The organism is Micromonospora vinacea (genome assembly GCF_015751785.1).
GTDB classification, from domain to species: Bacteria; Actinomycetota; Actinomycetes; order Mycobacteriales; family Micromonosporaceae; genus Micromonospora; species Micromonospora vinacea.
The window spans coordinates 4,015,279-4,034,541 of record NZ_JADOTY010000001.1; the positions used below are offsets into that span (position 1 = coordinate 4,015,279).

General features: G+C 69.7%; 15 protein-coding genes. 6 read left to right on the forward strand and 9 right to left on the reverse strand.

Annotated elements, in window-relative coordinates:
- Positions 1-153: 153 nt before the first annotated feature.
- Positions 154-3,162, forward strand: coding sequence for a fibronectin type III domain-containing protein (locus IW249_RS19045; RefSeq protein WP_196921994.1), 3,009 nt, complete (start codon positions 154-156; stop codon positions 3,160-3,162).
- Between the two features lie 176 nt (positions 3,163-3,338).
- Here the strand turns inward: IW249_RS19045 and IW249_RS19050 are convergent, their stop codons facing one another.
- The 4 genes from IW249_RS19050 to IW249_RS19065 form a co-directional block, all read right to left on the reverse strand.
- Positions 3,339-4,262, reverse strand: a complete 924-nt coding sequence (locus IW249_RS19050; RefSeq protein WP_196921995.1) for a COG1361 family protein — start codon at positions 4,260-4,262, stop codon at positions 3,339-3,341.
- Between the two features lie 76 nt (positions 4,263-4,338).
- A complete protein-coding gene (locus IW249_RS19055) occupies positions 4,339-4,884 on the reverse strand; it encodes a hypothetical protein (RefSeq protein ID WP_196921996.1) in 546 nt (181 codons plus the stop codon).
- Positions 4,885-5,087: 203 nt separating this feature from the next.
- Entirely contained in the window at positions 5,088-6,110 is a 1,023-nt protein-coding gene (locus tag IW249_RS19060; RefSeq protein WP_196921997.1) for a DUF4331 family protein, read from the reverse strand.
- Positions 6,111-6,275: 165 nt separating this feature from the next.
- Positions 6,276-7,535: a glycoside hydrolase family 16 protein gene (locus IW249_RS19065; protein WP_196921998.1), complete on the reverse strand. Its 1,260-nt coding sequence runs from the start codon at positions 7,533-7,535 to the stop codon at positions 6,276-6,278.
- A gap of 378 nt (positions 7,536-7,913) precedes the next feature.
- Between IW249_RS19065 and IW249_RS19070 the strand changes: the two genes are divergently transcribed.
- Entirely contained in the window at positions 7,914-8,312 is a 399-nt protein-coding gene (locus IW249_RS19070; protein WP_196921999.1) for a hypothetical protein, read from the forward strand.
- An 18-nt stretch (positions 8,313-8,330) separates the two neighbouring features.
- Here the strand turns inward: IW249_RS19070 and IW249_RS19075 are convergent, their stop codons facing one another.
- From IW249_RS19075 to IW249_RS19085, 3 genes are all read right to left on the reverse strand, one after another.
- Positions 8,331-9,797, reverse strand: a complete 1,467-nt coding sequence (locus IW249_RS19075) for an aminotransferase class V-fold PLP-dependent enzyme (RefSeq protein ID WP_196922000.1) — start codon at positions 9,795-9,797, stop codon at positions 8,331-8,333.
- Positions 9,787-11,472, reverse strand: coding sequence for an ABC transporter ATP-binding protein/permease (locus IW249_RS19080; protein WP_196922001.1), 1,686 nt, complete (start codon positions 11,470-11,472; stop codon positions 9,787-9,789). The genes IW249_RS19075 and IW249_RS19080 overlap by 11 nt, the downstream gene beginning before the upstream one ends.
- Positions 11,473-11,583: 111 nt before the next feature.
- The gene (locus tag IW249_RS19085; protein ID WP_196922002.1) at positions 11,584-12,204 is read right to left on the reverse strand and encodes a TetR family transcriptional regulator C-terminal domain-containing protein; all 621 of its coding nucleotides are present in this window, start codon (positions 12,202-12,204) and stop codon (positions 11,584-11,586) included.
- Positions 12,205-12,272: 68 nt separating this feature from the next.
- Here IW249_RS19085 and IW249_RS19090 point away from each other — a divergent pair, with 68 nt between their 5' ends.
- A complete protein-coding gene (locus IW249_RS19090) occupies positions 12,273-12,998 on the forward strand; it encodes an SDR family NAD(P)-dependent oxidoreductase (RefSeq protein ID WP_231392572.1) in 726 nt (241 codons plus the stop codon).
- A gap of 104 nt (positions 12,999-13,102) precedes the next feature.
- Here the strand turns inward: IW249_RS19090 and IW249_RS19095 are convergent, their stop codons facing one another.
- A complete protein-coding gene (locus IW249_RS19095) occupies positions 13,103-13,936 on the reverse strand; it encodes an alpha/beta fold hydrolase (protein WP_196922003.1) in 834 nt (277 codons plus the stop codon).
- Positions 13,933-14,517 (reverse strand): TetR/AcrR family transcriptional regulator, encoded by a 585-nt coding sequence (locus IW249_RS19100; protein ID WP_196922004.1) that lies wholly within the window; start codon positions 14,515-14,517, stop codon positions 13,933-13,935. The genes IW249_RS19095 and IW249_RS19100 overlap by 4 nt, the downstream gene beginning before the upstream one ends.
- A 140-nt stretch (positions 14,518-14,657) precedes the next feature.
- Between IW249_RS19100 and IW249_RS19105 the strand changes: the two genes are divergently transcribed.
- The 3 genes from IW249_RS19105 (at position 14,658) to mmsB (ending at position 19,222) form a co-directional block, all read left to right on the forward strand.
- Positions 14,658-15,836 (forward strand): glutathione-independent formaldehyde dehydrogenase, encoded by a 1,179-nt coding sequence (locus IW249_RS19105; RefSeq protein ID WP_196922005.1) that lies wholly within the window; start codon positions 14,658-14,660, stop codon positions 15,834-15,836.
- A 543-nt stretch (positions 15,837-16,379) separates the two neighbouring features.
- A complete protein-coding gene (mmsA, locus tag IW249_RS19110; protein ID WP_196922006.1) occupies positions 16,380-17,927 on the forward strand; it encodes a multiple monosaccharide ABC transporter ATP-binding protein in 1,548 nt (515 codons plus the stop codon).
- Complete coding sequence (mmsB, locus tag IW249_RS19115) at positions 17,924-19,222, forward strand: multiple monosaccharide ABC transporter permease (RefSeq protein WP_196922007.1); 1,299 nt, start codon at positions 17,924-17,926, stop codon at positions 19,220-19,222. Before mmsA ends, mmsB begins: the two co-directional genes overlap by 4 nt.
- Positions 19,223-19,263: the final 41 nt, after the last annotated feature.

The following is a 19,263-nucleotide window of genomic DNA, read 5'->3' on the forward strand; positions in this document are numbered from 1 at the left end:
CAGTCTCAGCGGACCGGCCTCCTCGGCGCGATCGAGGGGGTCGGTCCGGTTTCGTGTGGTCCGAAGTCGGACGACTTCGTTGCAGTGTGAGCGATATAGGTGATTTGGGGGATATAGTCCGGATCGAGACTGGAGTGAAAGCTGGGAGTGGGCATGCCGTTTCGGGGCTGGCGTCGGTCGAGCACCAGCGCAGCGCTGGCCGTAGCCGTGACCGTGGCAGCTCTCGTGGTCGCGCCACTCCCGGCGTCGGCGGCCGGCTCCGTCCTGTTCGACCAGCCCTTTCACAACAACACCGCGAACGGCATCGGCGCGGTGTCGCTGCCAGGCGTGCCCGGTGCCGGGGCTACCAACGCCGCCTGCCTGAGCGCGGCTGGCAACTCCACCACCGGCCCGCTGCTGAGTTGCACCACCTCCACCGATCCGCAGGGTGCGGGCAAGCTGCGCCTCACCCCGGCCGTCGCGAACCGGCAGGGCGGCGTGTTCGGTGCGGTGAGCGTGCCCACCTCGCAGGGCCTGCATCTGACCTTCAACACCTACCAGTACGGCGGCATCAGCCCCGGAGCGGACGGCCTGGCGTTCGCGCTGGCCGCCGTCGACCCCGCCAACCCGCGGTCCCCGTCGGTGATCGGCCAGTCGGGCGGATCGCTGGGCTACTCGGCGGCGTTCAACGGCGGCTCGGTGGGACTGTCCAATGGTTACCTGGGCATCGGCCTGGACGTCTTCGGCAACTTCAGCAACAGCCTCTACCAGGGCACCGGTTGCACGAATCCGCCCTACATCTCGACCACCAACACGCGGGTCCCCGGCCAGGTGGTGGTCCGTGGGCCGGGCCGCAACGGGGTCGGCTACTGCGCGATCAACAGCACCGCCACCAGTACGTCGTCGCCCGCGCTGCCGTTGCGGGCCACCACCCGTGCCGCGTCCGTGGTGCCGGTGGAAGTCGTCATCAACACCACCTCGTCCCCATTCAGCACCGACACCGGCATCACCACCCCGGCAGGTCAGTACCGGGTCAGGTTCACCCCGGTCGGCGGGGCGGCACGCACGTTGGCGGGCGCGCTCCCGGTGGTGTCGCCGAGCCTGTACCCGTCACCGACCTGGTTGAACGCCAACGGCTACCCACGGCAACTCGCGTTCGGCTGGGTGGGCTCGACCGGCTCGGTCACCGACTTCCACGAGATCGACAACGCCCGCGCGGTCAGCTTCAACCCGGTGCCGGACCTGAACGTGTCGCAGACCAGCGCGGTCGGGGCCAACCCGCAACCCGGTGACCCGGTCACCTACTCGATCACCGCCGGGGTCGATGCCGGCGCCACCGAGACGTCACCGATCTCGGTCACCCAGACCGTGCCCACCGGTGTCGTGCCCCGCGGCGCGTTCGGCTCCGGCTGGGTCTGCGCCGCACCATCCGGACAGACCATCACCTGCACCAACAGCAACGGCCCGTTCGCCGGAGGAACGTCCCTGCCGCCCATCACGGTCGTGGCGACCGTCACCGGCACCGCTGTGACGCCGGCGCTGATCCAGACCGCGACGGTGGCGACCTCGTCGTCGATCGACGCGAACCCGGGTTACACCAGCTTCACCACGCCCGTCGCGCCGGCCACCGCACCGAGCGGCGTCACCGTCACGCCGGCGGAGAGCTCGACCTCCGGGGGCATCGCGGTCACCGTCGGCGGCAGCAATCTCACCGGCGCGACCGCGATCACCATCGGTACGGCCGCCGAGCAGCAGGCCGGCACCTCGGTGGTGCTGTTGCCGTGCAGCTCCGGCCCGGCGGCCGGCTGCTTCACAGTGAACCCGAACGGCACGCTCGGCATCTCGGCCATGCCCGCCCGGTCCAGCCCGGCGACGGTCACGGTCAGCGTCGTCACCCGAGGCTCCGCGGGATCGGCGAACTACGTCTACGCGTCCGCGCCGGGCACCCCGGCCACACCGACCGCGACCGCGGGCGTCACCAGCGCCACCGTGACCTGGACCGCGCCGGCGAACAACGGCAGCCCGATCACCGGCTACCTGATCACCCCGATCCGGGACGGCGTCACCCAACCGACAGTCACCTTCGACGCCTCCACCACCAGCCGCACCCTGACCGGGCTGACCGCGGGCTCGTCGTACGCCTTCCGGGTGGCGGCGGTGAACGCCTACGGCACCGGCGCGGCCAGCCCACCCTCGGCGGCGGTGGTCCCGTACACAGTGCCGGGGGCGCCGACGAACGCCTCAGCCACCGCGGGGACCAACGCCGCCACGGTGAGCTGGACGGCCCCGGCCAACGGGGGGTCGCCGATCACCGGTTACACAGTGACGCCCTACCTCGGTGCCACGGCGCAGACCCCTCAGGTCTTCAGCGGGACCGCCACGACCCAGATCGTCACCGGGCTGACGGCCGGCGCGACGTACACCTTCCGGGTGGCCGCGACGAACGCCGGCGGGACCGGCCCACAGTCGGCCCCCTCCGCGTCGGTGACGGTCAACGCGTCGCCGACGCTGACCTTCCCACCGCCCCCGCCCGGCAAGGCGTACGACCCGTACCAGTACCAGCTGACGGTGACCGGCGGCACGGGCCCGTTCACCTGGTCGGTCAGCGCCGGGAGCCTGCCCGCCGGGCTGACCCTCGACCCGGTGACCGGACTGCTCTCCGGCACGCCCACAGTGTCCGGGACGTTCCCGTTCACCGTCCGGGTGACCGACTCGTTCGACCAGTCCGCGACCCGACCGGTCGACCTGGTCATCACCCCGCTCGGTGGGCTCTCCATCAGCGTTCCGGCGATCTCGGCGCTCGGCACCGTCACCTCGGGCACGACCGGCGTCTCGGGCCAACTCGGACCGGTGACCGTCACCGACGACCGCGGGCCGTTCTCCGGTAACTGGGTCAGCATCGTCACCAGCACCAACTTCACCACGGGCTCCGGCTCGGGTGGCGAGACCATCCCCAACAGCAACATCACGTACGCCTCCGGGCCCGCCCTGGGCAGCACCGGGGTCGGATCCTTCGTCCCGCAGCCCGGAGCGGTGCTGAGCACCCCGCGTACGGCCGCCGGGTGGTCCGGCCAGACGGGAGGCCCGAACTCCGCCACCTGGAACCCGACCCTGTTGGTGACCATTCCGTCCGGGGTGGTGGTCGGCGACTACGTGGCGGTCGTGACGCACTCCGCCATCTAGACCCCGCCCCACACTCCTCGCCCGCCGCCCCGCCTCGTCGATCATGGAGTTGTGGTGGGGGACAAATTATTCTGGTTGTGCCCAAGTCGGCCACCACAAGTCCATGATCGACTCGGCCAGACGGTGCTGCCCGGCCGTTCCCTTCGGAACGGCCGGGCAGTCTCTGTTCGGGACCGTCAGGCCAACTGGGTCCGTTGCCGGCGGACGAGACACCAGCCACCGAGGGTGACCAGCACCAGCAGCGCGATGCCGCCCATCGTGTACACCAGCCAACTCGGCCCGCCGGACGTCGCGACCGTCATCGGCGCCGCGACGGGCAGGACGATCTTCCCGGTCGCGGTGCGTTCCACGGTGCCGCTGGCGAGCTTCACGTGCACGTCCCAGGCCCCGGCGGGCAGGGCCTGGTTGACCTCGATCCGAACCTGACCGCTCTGGCCGGGCAGGATCGTCACGCCGTTCGTCACCTTGAACGGGCCGGCCTGGACCGCCGCCTTGGTCAGCGACAGGGTGCCGGTCATGTCCAGTGCGCGTTCGCCGGTATTGGTGACCTTCGCGGTGACCACGGGGAACTCGCCGGTGCCGGGCTCCGCGGCCAGCCCTTCGATCCGGAAGTCCGTGGGCGGCTCACCACCCGGGCCGACGTCGAGGTAGACCCGGATGCCCACCCGGTGGATCTGGGTGACGTTGCCGGTGCGCCCTGTCGCGCTGGTGACCTGCGCCCAGATCGCGGCGTACCGTTCGCCCTTCGACGCCTTCCTCGGCACGGCGACCTCGACCTCGACAGGTCGTCGCTCGCCCGGGTCCAGCTCCATCGTGGCGGTCTTCAGCCGGATCCACCCGCTCAGTTCGTTGCCCGTACGCCCGTCGGGCACTGTGAAGGCGTTGTTCTCGACCGACGCGGCACCGGAATAGAACTCGATCTTCTGCGTCTCGGCGGAGGTGTTCTGCACCTCGACCCGGCGGTTGATCGTCGTCCCGGGCTTCAGGTGGTCCACGATGTAGACCTGGGCGCGGGGGTCCTGCACCCGGCTGGCCGGGATGTCCAGCATCCGGATGCTGATCGCGGCTTCCTCGGCCGGTTCCTGTCGCTGCTCCCGCACGGCAACGGCTGGTGCCGCCGAAACCCCGAGCGCCACGAGGGCGACCGAGGACAGCAGCACCAGCCGGCCGAGCGGCTCAGAACACCGAATGTGTCACCGTCCCCGTGTAGACACCCTGGACGGTGCCGTCGGGCACGTTCACCACCAGGGTCGGGTTCCAGGTGGCGAAGTTGTTGCCTGTCCCGCCGGTGTGGGTCATCGCCGTCTGGGGGACGTTGATGATCACCTGCTGGGCGGAGGTGGGCTGACCCGGCGTGAAGGTGCCGCCACCCGCGGTCGCCGTCGCGGGACCCGACCAGTACAGGATGTTGATGTTCGGGATCGTCTCCCCGGAGGAGCCGCCGCCGGTGATGAAGTCGGTGGAGATGACGTTGGCGGTCCAGTTGGGGGTGAGCGACCCGCGCTGGTCCAGCACGGTGACCGGGCCGAGCTGACCGGAGACGGTGGAGCCCTCCACGCCGTGCCCGATGTTCGCCGTCGCCGGCACCGTGATCGACAGGCCACCGGCGGCGTCCACGGTGAGGGTCACGATCGTGTCGCCCGTCGTGTCCGCGGCGGCCGGTCCGGCGAGCGCGACGACGGCGGCTACGCCGGCCAAGCCCGCGAGAATCTTTCTACGCATCGAGTCTCCTTTGTCCTAAAGAACCCTTAGAAGCACTTAGAAGACTAACTACGCAAAACACTCAGAACGGACGGAATGGTACGAACGTCACCCGGTGGTCGTGCGCGATCCCGGGTGGTCCGGGACCACCGCTCGTGGTCGTCGCGGAGGCGCGCACGGCAAGGGCTCGGCGCCGTGTTGGCAGCCGAGCCCCGCGAGCAGTTTCAGGCCGCGATCACGTACGGGAACGCGGCGGAACGGGCGGCCTTCGTGACCTCCGAGGTGAGGCCGGCCGTGGTGCCGGTGTTGAGGACCAGTGAGAACATCACCTCGGGCGCGTTGTCGGCCAGGGTGCGCCCGTTGCGGACCGCGAAGCCGAAGTTCGCTGCCGTGCCGACCTTGTACGACAGCAGGTCGGGGTAGAGCTGCCGGGTGACACTCCAGCCGTACGCCTGCGGGTCCGGGGCGGTGCCGTTGGCCTTGACCACCCCGGCGACCGCGTTCGCGATCTCCTCGCCGCCTTCGCTGAGGTCGTTGCTGGGGTGCCGGAAGTTGGCGGGGTTCGAGAAGTCGGTGTCGTGCGGCCAGAAGATCGGCCACATCATCGGGTGGCCGGCGCGGTTGATCTGACGCCAGCCGCCGGCGTCGGTGGCCAGCATGGTGCGACACCACACGCCGATCTCGGTGCCGTCGCGCAGCAGCGGCTCGTCATGGGAGACCTCGAGGACGATCGACTCGACCGTGGTGCCGGCGAAGCTGTTCTTGGCCTGGTCGACCCGCCACGCCGAGCGGTCCACAGGCGAACCGTTCTTGACCGCGCCGTTGATGGTGGCGAGTTCGTCGAGGTCGACGTAGAAGGGGTCGGTGATCCGACCGGCCCAGATCCGGACGTTGACGCCGGTGGTCACCTCGCCGGTGCGCCCCTCGGCGATGGGGGTGCCCATCGCGGCGTCGTCGCGGGCGTCCGCTCCGGTGAGTTCGTACAACTGGAGGGCCTGTCGGGCGTCGCCGTCCGGCTCGCCGAAGGCGAACCGGTAGGCCAGGTCCTCCACCTCGGCGCCATTGATGTGAATCTTGATCTCGTAGCGCGCCTCGGCGTGGAAGCCGCGCTTGATGTCGGCCTTGGTCACCGAGCTGTTGACGTCCATGACGAAGACCGTGGCGCGGTCACCGTTGAAGACGTACAGGTCGTCGATGTACAACTGGCCGCCCTGCGCGGCCAGGGGGGTATCGAGGTGGTGCGACATGAGCTCACTCCCGGAACTGCCGGATTTGGACTAATCCGAACATAGTGGGCGTGAGCCTGGCCTCCCGGCGCATCGAGCCAATCCGGTTCGAGGAGGAGGGAGGCCCTCACGGCGGTGGGCCGCCCGAGTTCTCCTCGGGCGACCCATTCCTTCGTGCCCGTGTGGTCAGATGCGAGACCACTTCTGGTTGGCGGCGCCGAGGCAGTCCCACAGGTGCAGCTTGCCGCCGTTGTTGGGGTTGGCCTCCCGTACGTCCACGCACTTGTTGGCGTTGAGGTTGACCAGGTCGCCGGAGGCGTTGAGGGTGAAGCGTTGCGCGGTGTTGCCGTTGCAACTGACCAGGTTGACCTCGGTGCCGTTGGCGGTGCCGGCCCAGGCCGGGTCCATGCACTTGCCCATCGCGCGGACGGTCCCGTCGGAGGCGAAGGTCCAGCTCTGGGCCGCAGTGGTGTTGCAGTCCCAGATCTGGAGTTTGGCGCCCTCGACCGGGTCGGCGCCGGGGATGTCGATGCAGCGACCGCTCTGCGTGCCCCTGATCCGGTTGGTGCCGGGGGTCGGTTCGCCCCCGCCACCCGAGGTGTAGCTGGACACCCGGACGTAGTCGACGAGCATCTGCTGCGGGAACTGGGTCGAGCCGTCCGGGTAGCCGGGCCAGTTACCGCCGACCGCCACGTTGAGAATCATGAAGAAGGGGTGGTCGAACACCCAGCGGTTGCCGCCGAGCCGGGCCGGATCGACCCGGTGGTACTGCACCCCGTCGACGTACCACGTGATGACGTTCGGCTCCCAGTCCACCCGGTAGGTGTGGAAGGTGTCGGCGAGCGGCGCACCGAGGGTGCGGCTGCCCGTGATGCCGCCGCCGCCGGAGTAGCCGGGCCCGTGCACGGTGCCGTAGACGGTGTTGGGCTCCCGGCCGATGTTCTCCATGACGTCGATCTCGCCGGCGTCGGGCCACCCGCCACCGGTGCCGAGCATCCAGAAGGCCGGCCAGATGCCCTGACCACGCGGGATCTTGATCCGGGCCTCGAATCGCCCGTACGTCTGTGTGAAGGTGGCCGCCGTCAGCAACCGCGCCGACGTGTACTCGCAGCGCCCGTAGTGGCACTGGTAGTTCGCGGGGTTGTCCCGGCGGGCGGTGATGACCAGGTTGCCCTGACCGTCGTGGACGGCGTTGCTGGTGCTGTTCGTGTAGTACTGCCGCTCGTTGTTGCCCCAGCCGCCGCCGCCGATGTCGAACCGCCATTTGTTCTGGTCGACGGGCGTGCCGGCGGGGGAGTTGAACTCGTCCTGCCAACTGATGGGGCCGATGGCGGCCTCGGCCCGGTCGGGGTGCGCCGGGACGACGAGCGCCGTCGCGGTCGCGACGAGGGCGGCCGCCAGGAGTACGAGGGGGCGGAAGCGGAGGCTGGGCCGGGCTGTGAACACGGGAGGCTCCTCAGCGTGGGGGTGATGGAGGCGGTTTACCAGGGTAGAGAGCGCTCTCTAAAGCGAAGCATGTCGATATCGTGTCTTTCTGTCAAGAGTGTTTCCAATATCACGACCGTCCGTTACCGCCCGATGCTGACCAGTGAGCGGCGGAGCGCCGAGCACTGTCGTCAGTGTGGCATCGATCGATGCCTCCGAGATGGACGGCGCCGACCCATCGAAGGAGTTCGGCGCGACCGAGGGTTACTCGATAGCGGTCGAATCGACCCTTCCTATTGCCGTGGGGCGTCCACGCGGGACAGGATGACGAGGCGTGCCGGAAACGTTCCCGTAACCTGCGCGCTGCTGGTCTCTGTCACAAGGAAGTGGGAGTCAGTCATGAGCGAGGCGTCGACGGCGCTGGGTGTGCGCCTCTACCCGGATCTGGTCGAGCGGGGTGGCCTGGCCCCCGCGCTCATCGAAACCGCTGCCCGGCACGGGCTCGATGTCGGCCGGGTGACCGCGCCGGAGCAGGGGCGGGCCCGGTTCACCTGCGCCGAGCTGCACTCCGACGAGGGCGTGGTCTGCGTGGGGCTGGGCTCGCAGGCCCGATACTTCATGATCGACCTTCGCGTCTCGGGTGAGGTCCTGGCGCGCGGTGACGTCATGGACCTGGTGCAGGTCGCCCAGGTGGCCGCGGCCTGGCGGTCCGGCCTCACCTTCGCCGAGCTGACCGCCCGGTTCCCGTTCATGGAGGAGATCAAGCACCGCCCGGCGCCGGTGGCCCAGGTCAGCTGACCGGCGCGGTCGGGCAGGTCAGCAGCGCAGCCGAGGTGGCAGCGGCGACTCGGCGCCGGCGTTCCGGTTGAGGTAGGTCGACTGGGCGAAGGCGACGAAGCGTTCCGCGTCGGTCGCCGTGGAGGCCAGTCCGAACGAGACACGGACCGCGCCGCCCGTCGGCAGCCGCAACGCGGCGAGATACTGGTCGATCGTGTCGACCCCGGCCAACAGCCGCTGCCGGGTCGACGTCCGGCTGATGCCGAACGCGCCCTCGCCCGCACCCGGATTGCAGAAACAGCCGGTACGCAGGGAGAAGCCGGCCGCTGCCGCCTCCCGCGCGACGAGCCGTTCGTCGACAAGCGTGCCGTCCGGGTGGCGGAGGTTGAACGTCACAGTGCCACCGCGCCCCGCATCCGTCGCCGGCCCGTACACCTGGACCAGTGGCCCGCCGGTGTCGTGCCGCAGGGTGGCCAGCCTCGCCAGCAGCCACTCGGTGAGCAGGCCGACCCGGGCGTGGACCAGGTCCACGCCGATCGAGTCGAGCCAGCGCAACCCGAACTCCACGTCCGGGATGCTCAGGAAGTTGAGCGTGCCGTCCTCGAACGCCGACTCGTCGTCCATCGGCCGGTGCCAGTCGCCCTGCACGCTGACCGCGCGGATCGTGCCGCCGGCGAACCACGGCCGGCGCAACCGGGCCAGCGCCGTACGGCGGGCCAGCAGCGCGCCGACGCCGGTGGGATAGCCGAAGAGCTTGTACCAGCTCAGGCAGACGAAATCCGGGCGGACGATGCTGAGGTCCAGCCGGTTCGTCGGCGCGAAGGCGGCAGCGTCGAGCAGCACGTCGTAACCCCGCTGCTGGGCCAGCTCCACCCAGCCGAGCGGGTGCTGCACCCCGGAGAAGTTGCTCTGCGCCGGATAGGCGAACAGCCCGCGACCACCGGGCCGACCCCACCGGCGGGCCAGACTGCCCCGGCCGGCGTCGAGCGCCGCCACCAGGTCCGACTCGGCGACCCGCAGCTCCGGCCCGCTCAGCGGCACGTAGCGTACGGCCGCGCGGGCCGACCGGGCGTACTCGCGGATGCCGTTGACCGAGTTGTGGTTGTCCCAGGTCAGCACGAGCGGCGCGGCCCGACCGAAGTCGTACGCCTCGCCGACCAGCCGGCAGGCGCCGCTGGCGTTCGGGGTGAAGACCACCGCGTACTCGGCCGGGTCGGCGCGGAAGAAGTCGAGTACCGCGTCTCGCGCCGACTCCACCAGTGAACCCGCCGCCACGCTCGTGGGGTTCTCCGAGTGGGGGTTGCTGTACAGGCCGGCGAGCAGCCGATCGTGGTGGGCGCGAACCTGGGCCTGGGCAGCCACCCCGGCCCCGGCGTAGTCGAGGTACACCTGCCCGTCGGTGTCCAGGTGTCGGTACTCGGTGGCGCGCAGCTCGTCGATCCGGCCGGTGGCGGCGTACCCCGGCAGCGCAGTGGGGGAGGCGTGCGGTGTCGGGTCAGGACGCACGTCGGGAGCCTCGTCGGACCAGCACCGCCCAGGCCGCGCCCAGGAAGAACAGCACGAAACCGCCGAGCACCAGCCAGTCGACCCAGACCGGCCGGGAGAAGCTGTCGCCGTACGTGGCCAACAGCGGCGGGCCGAGCGGGGAGCCACCGTCGCGCCAGAGCCGCTCCACCCCGGCGGTGTGCCCCAGGCCCTCGAACGCCCACCGGTTCGACATGGCGTAGCTGAGCCACTGACCGCCGGTCGCCATCGTCGGCACCGGCAGGATCGCGCCCACGAACAGCACCTGTGGGAAGCAGAGCATCGGCAGCATGAGCGTCGCCTGGGCCGCGTCGGACACGGCCGCCGAGCAGAGCAGACCGAGGGTGAGCGCCGCCGCCGAGGAGAGCAGCAGTGTCGTGTACAGGGCGGCGAAGTCGGCGCCGCCGACCGGTGGCAGCCGGTCCATGCCGCGCAGCACCCCGAGCAGGGCCAGGTCCACCAGGGCCAGCAGCGGCAGCAGCACCGCGACCTTGGCCAACAGGTACGGGGCCAGCCGGACACCGGCCAGCCGCTCCCGGCGCAGGATCGGCAGTTCGGTGCAGATCTGCAGGAGCCCGTAGGTCAGCCCAAAGAAGAAGCCGCCGAACGCGATCCAGAACAGGATCATCACGGTCACCGTCGGGCTGGGTCTGGTCGGCTCGAACGCCCCGGGACGGAACAGCAGCGCGAACATGCCGAGCACCATCAGTGGTGAGCCGAGCAGGATCGCCAGGGTCAGCCGGTTCCGGGCGACGATCTCCGCATTGCGCGCGGTGAGGATCGCCCATTGGCGCGGCCGGCCGACGCGCCGGGACGGCGTCGCGGCGGTCGCACCGTCGTCGGTGGTACGGCGCGGCTGTTCGGCCTCGCGCCGCTCGGCGAAGCGATCGGGCCACTCGTCGGGTTGGGTCGTTTCGTCGAGCCGGAGGTGCACCTCGACGAGGGACCGCAGGCCGAAGAACTCCCGGGCGGCGGCCGGGGTGCCGGTGAACGCCAGGCGGCCCTGACGGGTCAGCACGACGACCCGGTCGCAGTGGTCCACGTCGGTGACCTGGTGGGTGGTCAGCACGACCGTGGCTCCGGTGTCGGCGAGCGTGCGGAGCACCCGGAGCAGCTCCACGGCGATCGCCGGGTCCAGCCCGGAGGTGGGCTCGTCCAGGAAGAACACGCCGGGTCGGGTGAGCAGTTCGACGGCGATGCTGGCGCGCTTGCGTTCGCCGCCACTGAGCAGGCCGACCGGCGTGGCGGCCCGGTCGGTGAGCCGCAGCTCGGCGAGCACCTCCGCGACCCGTTCGTTGATCTCGGCCGGTCCGGTGGCGGAGGGGAGGCGCAGTCGGGCGGCGTACCGCAGGGTGCGGGCCAGGGGCAGCTCGCGGTGGATGATGTCGTCCTGCGGAACGAGGCCGATGGTGCCGGCCGCGGCGTTGCCGTCGTACCTCACGGTGCCCGTCGTCGGTTGCTGTACTCCGGCGAGGAGTTCCAGCAGTGTGGTCTTACCGGCGCCGCTGGCACCGATGATCGCGACCAGCTCGCCCGGCGCGATGCTCACTGAGACGTCGGCCAGGATCTGGCGACCGCTCCGGACGCTCTGGCCCAGTCCCTCAGCGGCGATGCCGACACCGGCACGCGGGGGAGACGTGGTCTGCTCGGTCGTCATGTCGGGTGCTCGATCCGGTCGGGGAGTGGTCCGCCTGAATATCGTGCCCCGCCGATGCTACTGAGCGACCGCGCAGTGTGCCCGGAGTGGACGGTCAGCGACCGTCGCCGTTCAGCCGGTGGTGGTCCGCGCCTTCGCCGGCACCTGGAGGAGATCCAGGCAGTTGCGCCACAGCGTCTCCAGCTGGGCCGGATCGTTGAGCAACTTCGCGAGCAGGACCCGCCCCTCGATCTGGGCGACGATCGATCGGGCGGCCTCCCGGCTGTCGACCGCCGGGCCTGCCAGACCTCGCTCCTTCGCCTCGACGACGACCCGCTCGATGAGGTTGATCTGCTCCTCGAAGATCTCCTGGAGCCGGCCGCGGATCTCCTCGGCCTGGTTGCTGAGTTCGAGGGCGAGGTTGCCGAAGAGGCAACCGGCGACCACGCCGGCCTTCTGCTGGCCGACGCGCTGGACCTCCTCCGTGGCCTCGAACAGGTCCCGGAGCCGCTGTAGCGGGTCGCGCTCGCTGCCGAGCAACTGCTCCCACTGGCGGCGCTGGGTGACCCAGTGCTCGTCGATGACGGCGCGGGCCAGCGCCTGCTTGGACTCGAAGAAGTAGTAGAAGCTGCCCTTGGGCACACCCGCCGCCGCACAGATCTCGGCCACGCCGAGCGCCGTGTAGCCGCGCTGCTCGATCAGCGTGGCTGCCGCGTCGAGGATCTTGTTCTTCGCGTCACTGGTCCGGCCCATGCCTCGACGATACACGACCGGTCGGCTAGCTTTTAGTAGACCAGTCGTCTAGTGAAGGTGGTTCCGTCATGAACAGCATGAACAGCAGCCAGGGCCAGAAGGTCGTTGTGATCACCGGCGCCTCTCAGGGCATCGGCGCCGACCTCGTGGACGCCTACCGCAAGCTCGGGTACGGCGTCGTGGCGACCTCACGCTCGATCGGCGCGTCCGACGACCCGGAGATCGTCACGGTCCGGGGTGACATCGCCGAGGCCGACACCGCCGAGCGGGTGGTGCGTGCCGCGCTGGACCGCTTCGGGCGGATCGACACACTGGTGAACAACGCCGGCGTCTTCGTCGCCAAGCCGTTCACCGACTACACCGACGAGGAGTTCGACCTGGTCACGGGGGTCAACCTCGCCGGGTTCTTCCACCTCACCCGACGCGTCCTGCCGCACCTGCTGGCCGGGGGCGCGGGGCACATCGTCAGCATCACGACCAGCTTCGTCGACCAGCCCAGTTCGCACGTTCCGTCGGCGCTCGCGTCCCTGACCAAGGGCGGTCTCAGCTCCGCCACCAAGTCTCTGGCCATCGAGTACGCGGCTCGCGGCGTACGGGTCAACGCCGTCGCGCCCGGCATCATCAAGACCCCGATGCACCCGGTCGAGACCCACCAGACGCTCGCGGGCCTGCACCCGGTCGGCCGGATGGGCGAGACCAGCGACGTCGTCGACGCCGTTCTCTACCTCGAGTCAGCCCCGTTCGTCACCGGCGAGATCCTGCACGTCGACGGCGGCCAGAACGCCGGTCACTGACCCTACCCGCACCGGGCTGGCCGCAGATTCCCGCCGATGCGCCGGGCAGGATCCGCACCGCGAGTGCGGATCCTGCCCGGCTGGGCCAGCCTCGTTCGGCTTGGCTAAGCCGCGGGTGACGCGGCGTAGAACTGCCGCAGCGCGTCGGCGACCAGGGTCGGTGCCGTCATGGTCACGAAGTGCGACTGACCCGGCCAGGTGACGCGACGGACCGCCGGAATCGTCCTCGCGAGGGCGTTCATCGTGGTGGGCATCGGCTCCCAGGTGTCCGCGCCGGCCAGCAGGAGAGTCGGCACGGTGATCGAGGACCACCGGGTGATGTCGGTGCTGTCCTGCGCGAGGGCCTCGAGATCGTGCAGCCAGCCCACCGCCGAGCGGCGCGCCTCGACGGGGTCGGGCACCCGATTCCCCGCGCCGGCGGCCATCGCGGCGACGATCTCGGCCGGAACCCGCGTCACCTCGTTCAGAGCCGCTGCCATCGCGGCGGCGTCGTCGCGCTCGAAGGCGGCGCGGTACCGGTCGAGCAGCGGCACGATCTCCGCCCCGGCCGCGTAGAGCGGCGGCTCGAAGATCGCCAGGGAGCGTACGTCGCGCGGATCGGCCGAGGTGGTGTGCAACGCCAGAGTCGCCCCGTAGGACGCCCCGACGAGATGGACCGGTCGGCCCGAGGATCGCCGGGCCGCCTCGGTGACGGCGATCAGGTCGGCGGTCTCGGTGCGGAAGGACTTGGTGTCGGCCGGGACGTCGCTGGGACCGTATCCGCGCCGGGCCGGCAGCCACACCTCGTGGTCGCGCGCGAGGTGCTCGGCGACGGCGGCCCAGGAGTGCAACCCACCACCCGAGCCGTGCACCAGGACGACGGGGTCGCCGATGCCCAGGCGTCGTACCACCAGGCGGGTGCCGTCGGCCGATTCGACCGACTGATCGTGGCTGTTCATCGCTGCTCCTGTTTCTCGGTCGGCCAGTTGCTCAACGTGGTGTGCACCGCGTCGAGGATCGACTGCCAGGACGCGTCGACAGCGCGGGGATGCCCGAAACCGTCGACCGTTTCGAGGCTCGTGAAGCCGTGGAAGGTGCTGCGGACGAATCGCATCGCATCGGTCAGGGCTGGCTCGTCGAGCCCGTACCCGCGCAGCATCGCGTAGCTCAGCTCGATCAGGCGCAGGTGCCCGGCCGACCGGGTGCCGACCTCGGGCGGCAGTTGAAGCTGGGTCGCCGCGTACTGCCCCGGATGCGTGACGGCGAACGCGCGCCAGGCGTCGGCGAACCCGACCAGGGCCTGGCGGCCGGCCCGCCCCGCCACAGCTATCGCGAGTGCGTCGGCGAACGTGGCCGCCGCCCGGACCGCGACGTGCTCGATCAACGCCTCCCGGCTGCGGACGTGCACGTACAGGGCGGCGTCGGAGACGCCGAAGTGCCGGGCGACAGCCGCGACGGTCAACCGGGACAGGCCGACCGAATCCGCCAGTTCGGCTGCGGCGGCCGAGACGCGCGCGTTGGTCAGACCCTGCCGTGGCATACCGAACCTTTGCTTCATTAGGAAATAACTTAGGGGCCCTAAGATAGCACCGCCCGGCCGGTCGACCGCTGGGTCGGGCAGGCATGAACGTCCCAGTCGGGGGAAGACCGGCCGTTCCACAGCAGAACAGGAGCGCCGGGATGAGAGCCGTCGTCTACACCGACGTCCGGACGGTCGCGGTGCGGGAGGTGCCCGACGCGACCCTGGAGGCGGAGACCGACGCGCTCGTGCGGATAACCTCCACCGCCCTGTGCGGCACCGACCTGCACATGTACGACGGACGCACCAGCGCCGAGCCCGGCATGGTGCTCGGTCACGAACCGTTGGGTGTCGTGCAGGAGGTGGGCGCCGCGGTGCAGACCGTACGGCCGGGCACGCGGGTGGTGATCCCCACGCACCTGTTCTGCGGGACGTGTGTGATGTGTGCTCGCGGGCTCTCGGCGGCCTGTCTGCGGGCCCGGGCCGAGGGACCGGGCGCGGCGTACGGGTACGCGGGGATGGGTCCGTACCGGGGCGCGCAGGCCGACCTGCTGCGGGTGCCGTGGGCCGACGCCAACTGCGTACCCCTGCCCGGCGAGCCGGGGGACGCGTACGAGGACGACTTCGTGCTGCTCGCCGACGCGTTCGTCACCGGGTGGCACGCCGCGGCCACCCTCGCCGAGGTCGAGCCCGGTGACACGGTGGCGGTGTTCGGCGCCGGCGCCGTCGGTCTGCTCGGCGCCTACTCGGCGCTGCTCAAAGGTGCCCGGGTCGTGTACTCCGTGGACGGCGTCGACGCCCGACTCGACAAGGCCGGCGAGATCGGGGCCGTGCCGATCGACTTTCGCCGGGGCGACCCGGTCGAGCAGATCCGGGCCGACCGGGCACGGACCGGGTTGCCGCTCGGCGAGGAGAAACTGGCCGGGGTCGACAAGGTCATCGACGCGGTCGGTTTCCAGGCCCGCGACCGGGAGCACCCCGACCGGGAGCGTCCGAACCAGGTCATCGCCGACGCGGCCCGGCTCGTCAACGCCGCCGGCGCGATCGCGGTGGCCGGGGTGTACCCGGACCGGGACCCTCACCCCGGCCCGGGCGCGGACGGCCACGAGAACCTGGTCGCGCCGTGGGGAGCGCTGTTCAGCAAGGGAGTGGCGGTCCGGTTCGGTCGCACCCATGACCGCCGCTACACAGTCCTGCTGCGGGACCTGGTGGTCGCGGGCCGGGCGCGTCCCAGCATGATCGTCACCCACCACGGCACCCTGGCCGACGCCCCCGAGCTGTATCGCCACTTCGACCGGCGGGAGCACGGCGTCATCAAGGCGGTGCTGCGCCCGAGCTGATCGGCCGACGCCCCGGCCTGCGGGTCGCGGTGTGCCGTCACGAACTGCGCGTAACGGACGTTGGGGCTCTGGCCCGTCGTCCGGTGATCGTCGCTGCAGGATGGCGACCATCGATGCGGGCGGTCGGTAGAGGCGTGGGTCACATCAGCCGCCAGCGGCTCGTGGTGCGCCTCGCGTCCGGCGCTGAGCTGGTGCCCGATTCCCAACATTCGATGGCGTGACGTGTGCGCTGCGTTACCGGATGCACCGTCCCTGAGGCATCTTTCCTGGTGGGAAAGCTGCGGGAGCGGCCGGGGTCGATTGGCGCGTTGTCGCAGGTGGCGTGGGTGCTGCGGTCACGCCTGGGGTACCGGGAGGGGCTGTCGTTGCCGCTGTGGCGGGCGAACACTGTGCGACATCTATATTGCCGGATTGTTACCTTTTCAACAGTCCCTCGCCTTGCGGATGGCCCTCCGGCCGCAATACGTTGCCGTCAACAACAAAACCAAGTGAAGGTTCAACCTTCCGGAGGCAACCGATGACGTTGGCGAGGTGGTACGAGCGATGAGCGACGTGCCCATCCTCCTTGAGATGCGCTCCATCACCAAGGAGTTCCCCGGAGTCAAGGCCCTCTCCGACGTCAACCTGGTGGTTCGCGCCGGCGAGATCCATGCCATCTGCGGCGAGAACGGCGCGGGCAAGTCCACCCTGATGAAGGTGCTCAGCGGGGTGTACCCGCACGGCACCTACGACGGCAAGATCACCTACCAGGGGTCGGAGAGCAAGTTCTCCGACATCCGGGCCAGTGAGAACGCCGGCATCGTGATCATCCACCAGGAGCTCGCGCTCATTCCAGGAATGTCGATCGCCGAGAACATCTTCCTCGGCAACGAACCGCGCAAGCGGGGCGCGATCGACTGGAAGGCCGCGAACCGGATGGCGCTGGACCTGATGGCCCGGGTCGGTCTGGAAGAGGACCCGGACACCCTGATCAAGGACATCGGGGTCGGCAAGCAGCAGCTCGTGGAGATCGCCAAGGCGTTCGCCAAGGACGTGAAGCTGCTCATCCTCGACGAGCCCACCGCGGCGCTGAACGAGGCCGACTCCAAGCACCTGCTGGACCTGCTGCGCGGGTTCCGCTCCCGCGGCATCACCTCGATCATGATCTCGCACAAGCTGAACGAGATCGAGGCGATCGCCGATCAGATCACCATCCTGCGCGACGGCCGGACCGTGGAGACCCTCGACGTCAAGGCGGACGGGGTCGACGAGGACCGGATCGTGCGGGGCATGGTCGGCCGCGAGCTGAGCAGCCGGTTCCCGGACCACACGCCGAAGATCGGTGACGTCTTCTTCGAGGTCCGCAACTGGAACGTCCGGCACCCGATCTCCGTCGAGCGGCAGGTCTGCAAGAACGAGAGCTTCGTGGTGCGCCGCGGGGAGATCGTCGGCTTCGCCGGTCTCATGGGCGCGGGCCGCACGGAACTCGCGATGAGTGTCTTCGGCCGCTCCTACGGGGTGTACGAGTCGGGCACGATCATCAAGGACGGCAAGGAGATCGTTCTGAAGTCGGTCGCCGACGCGATCGACAACGGCCTCGCGTACGTCAGCGAGGACCGCAAGGCGATCGGCCTCAACCTGCTCGACGACATCAAGACGTCGACGGTGGCCGCCAAGCTGTCCAAGATCTCGCACCACGGCGTCCTGAACGAGGTCGAGGAGTACCAGGCGGCTGAGGCGTACCGCAAGGAGTTGCGGACCAAGGCCCCGACTGTCGACGAGAGCGTCTCCAAGCTCTCCGGCGGCAACCAGCAGAAGGTCGTCCTGGCCAAGTGGATGTTCACCGACCCGGACCTGCTGATCCTCGACGAGCCGACGCGCGGCATCGACGTGGGCGCCAAGTACGAGATCTACGGCATCATCCAGCGGCTCGCCGACCAGGGGAAGGGCGTCATCGTCATCTCCTCGGAGCTGCCTGAGCTGATCGGGCTCTGCGACCGCATCTACACCGTGTTCGAAGGCGCCATCACGGGCGAGATCGCCCGGGCGGACGCCACCCCGGAAAACCTCATGAAGCAGATGACCTCGACGAAGAAGATGGCCACCCGATGAGCCGATTGAAGGACCTTCAGAAGAACCTGTTCGGAGGCACCACCTCCAACGCTCGCCAGTTCGGGATGATCTTCACCCTGGTGGCGATCGTCGTCCTGTTCCAGATCCTGACCGACGGCCTCACCCTTCGGTCGGACAACCTGATCGCGCTGTTCCAGCAGAACTCGTACATTCTGATCCTGGCCATCGGCATGCTCATGGTGATCGTGGCCGGGCACATCGACCTCTCGGTCGGCTCGGTCGCCGCCTTCGCCGGCATCCTGGTCGCCAAGTCGATGACCGAGTGGGACCTGCCCTGGCCCGCTGCCATCGTGTTCGGCCTCGCCATCGGCGCGGTGATCGGCGCCTGGCAGGGCTTCTGGGTGGCCTACATCGGGGTGCCGGCGTTCATCGTCACCCTGGCCGGCATGCTGCTCTTCCGGGGCGGCAACCAGTTCATCGGTAACGCGAGCACCGTCCCGGTGCCGGAGGGCTTCCGGGAGATCGGCTCCGGCTTCCTGCCCGAGTTCGGTCCGAACACCGGCTACAACAACGCCACGCTGCTGCTCGGCCTGGCCGCGGCGTTGGCGGTGGTGTGGCGCGAGATCCAGGCCCGCAAGACCCGACGGGCGATGGACGCCGACCCGGCACCCATGTGGATCTCCATCCTGCGGATGGCCATCATGGTCGGCGTGATCGCCTTCGCGGCGCTGCGCTTCGCCAGCGGTCGCGTCGGCACCAGCTTCCCGATCTCCGGCATCATCCTGCTGGTCCTGGTCATCGCGTACTCCTTCTACACCCGCAACACGGCCGGTGGCCGGCACATCTACGCGGTGGGCGGCAACTCCCGGGCGGCCGAGCTGTCCGGTGTGAAGCTCAAGCGGGTCAACTTCTTCGTCATGATGAACATGTCCGTCCTGGCCGCGCTGGCCGGCATGATCTTCGTGGCCCGTTCGGCGGCCTCCGGACCGCAGGACGGCAACGGCTGGGAGCTGGACGCCATCGCCGCGGTCTTCATCGGTGGCGCGGCCGTCGCCGGCGGCATCGGCACCATCAGCGGATCCATCGTCGGTGGTCTCGTCATGGCCGTGCTCAACAACGGCCTGCAGCTGATGGGCGTCGGTACCGACCGCGTCCAGATCATCAAGGGTCTGGTCCTGTTGCTGGCCGTCGCGATCGACGTCTACAACAAGAGCCAGGGGCGCTTCTCCATCATCGGGAGCCTGATGCGGCCCTTCCGCCGCGACGACTCCGCCCCACCCACCTCACCGCCGGACGCGGAGCGCGAGCCCGCCAAGGCAGCGGTGTCCGGCTGACGGCCACCGACCTCTCCACCCGCCTCACCATCTAGAAAGGC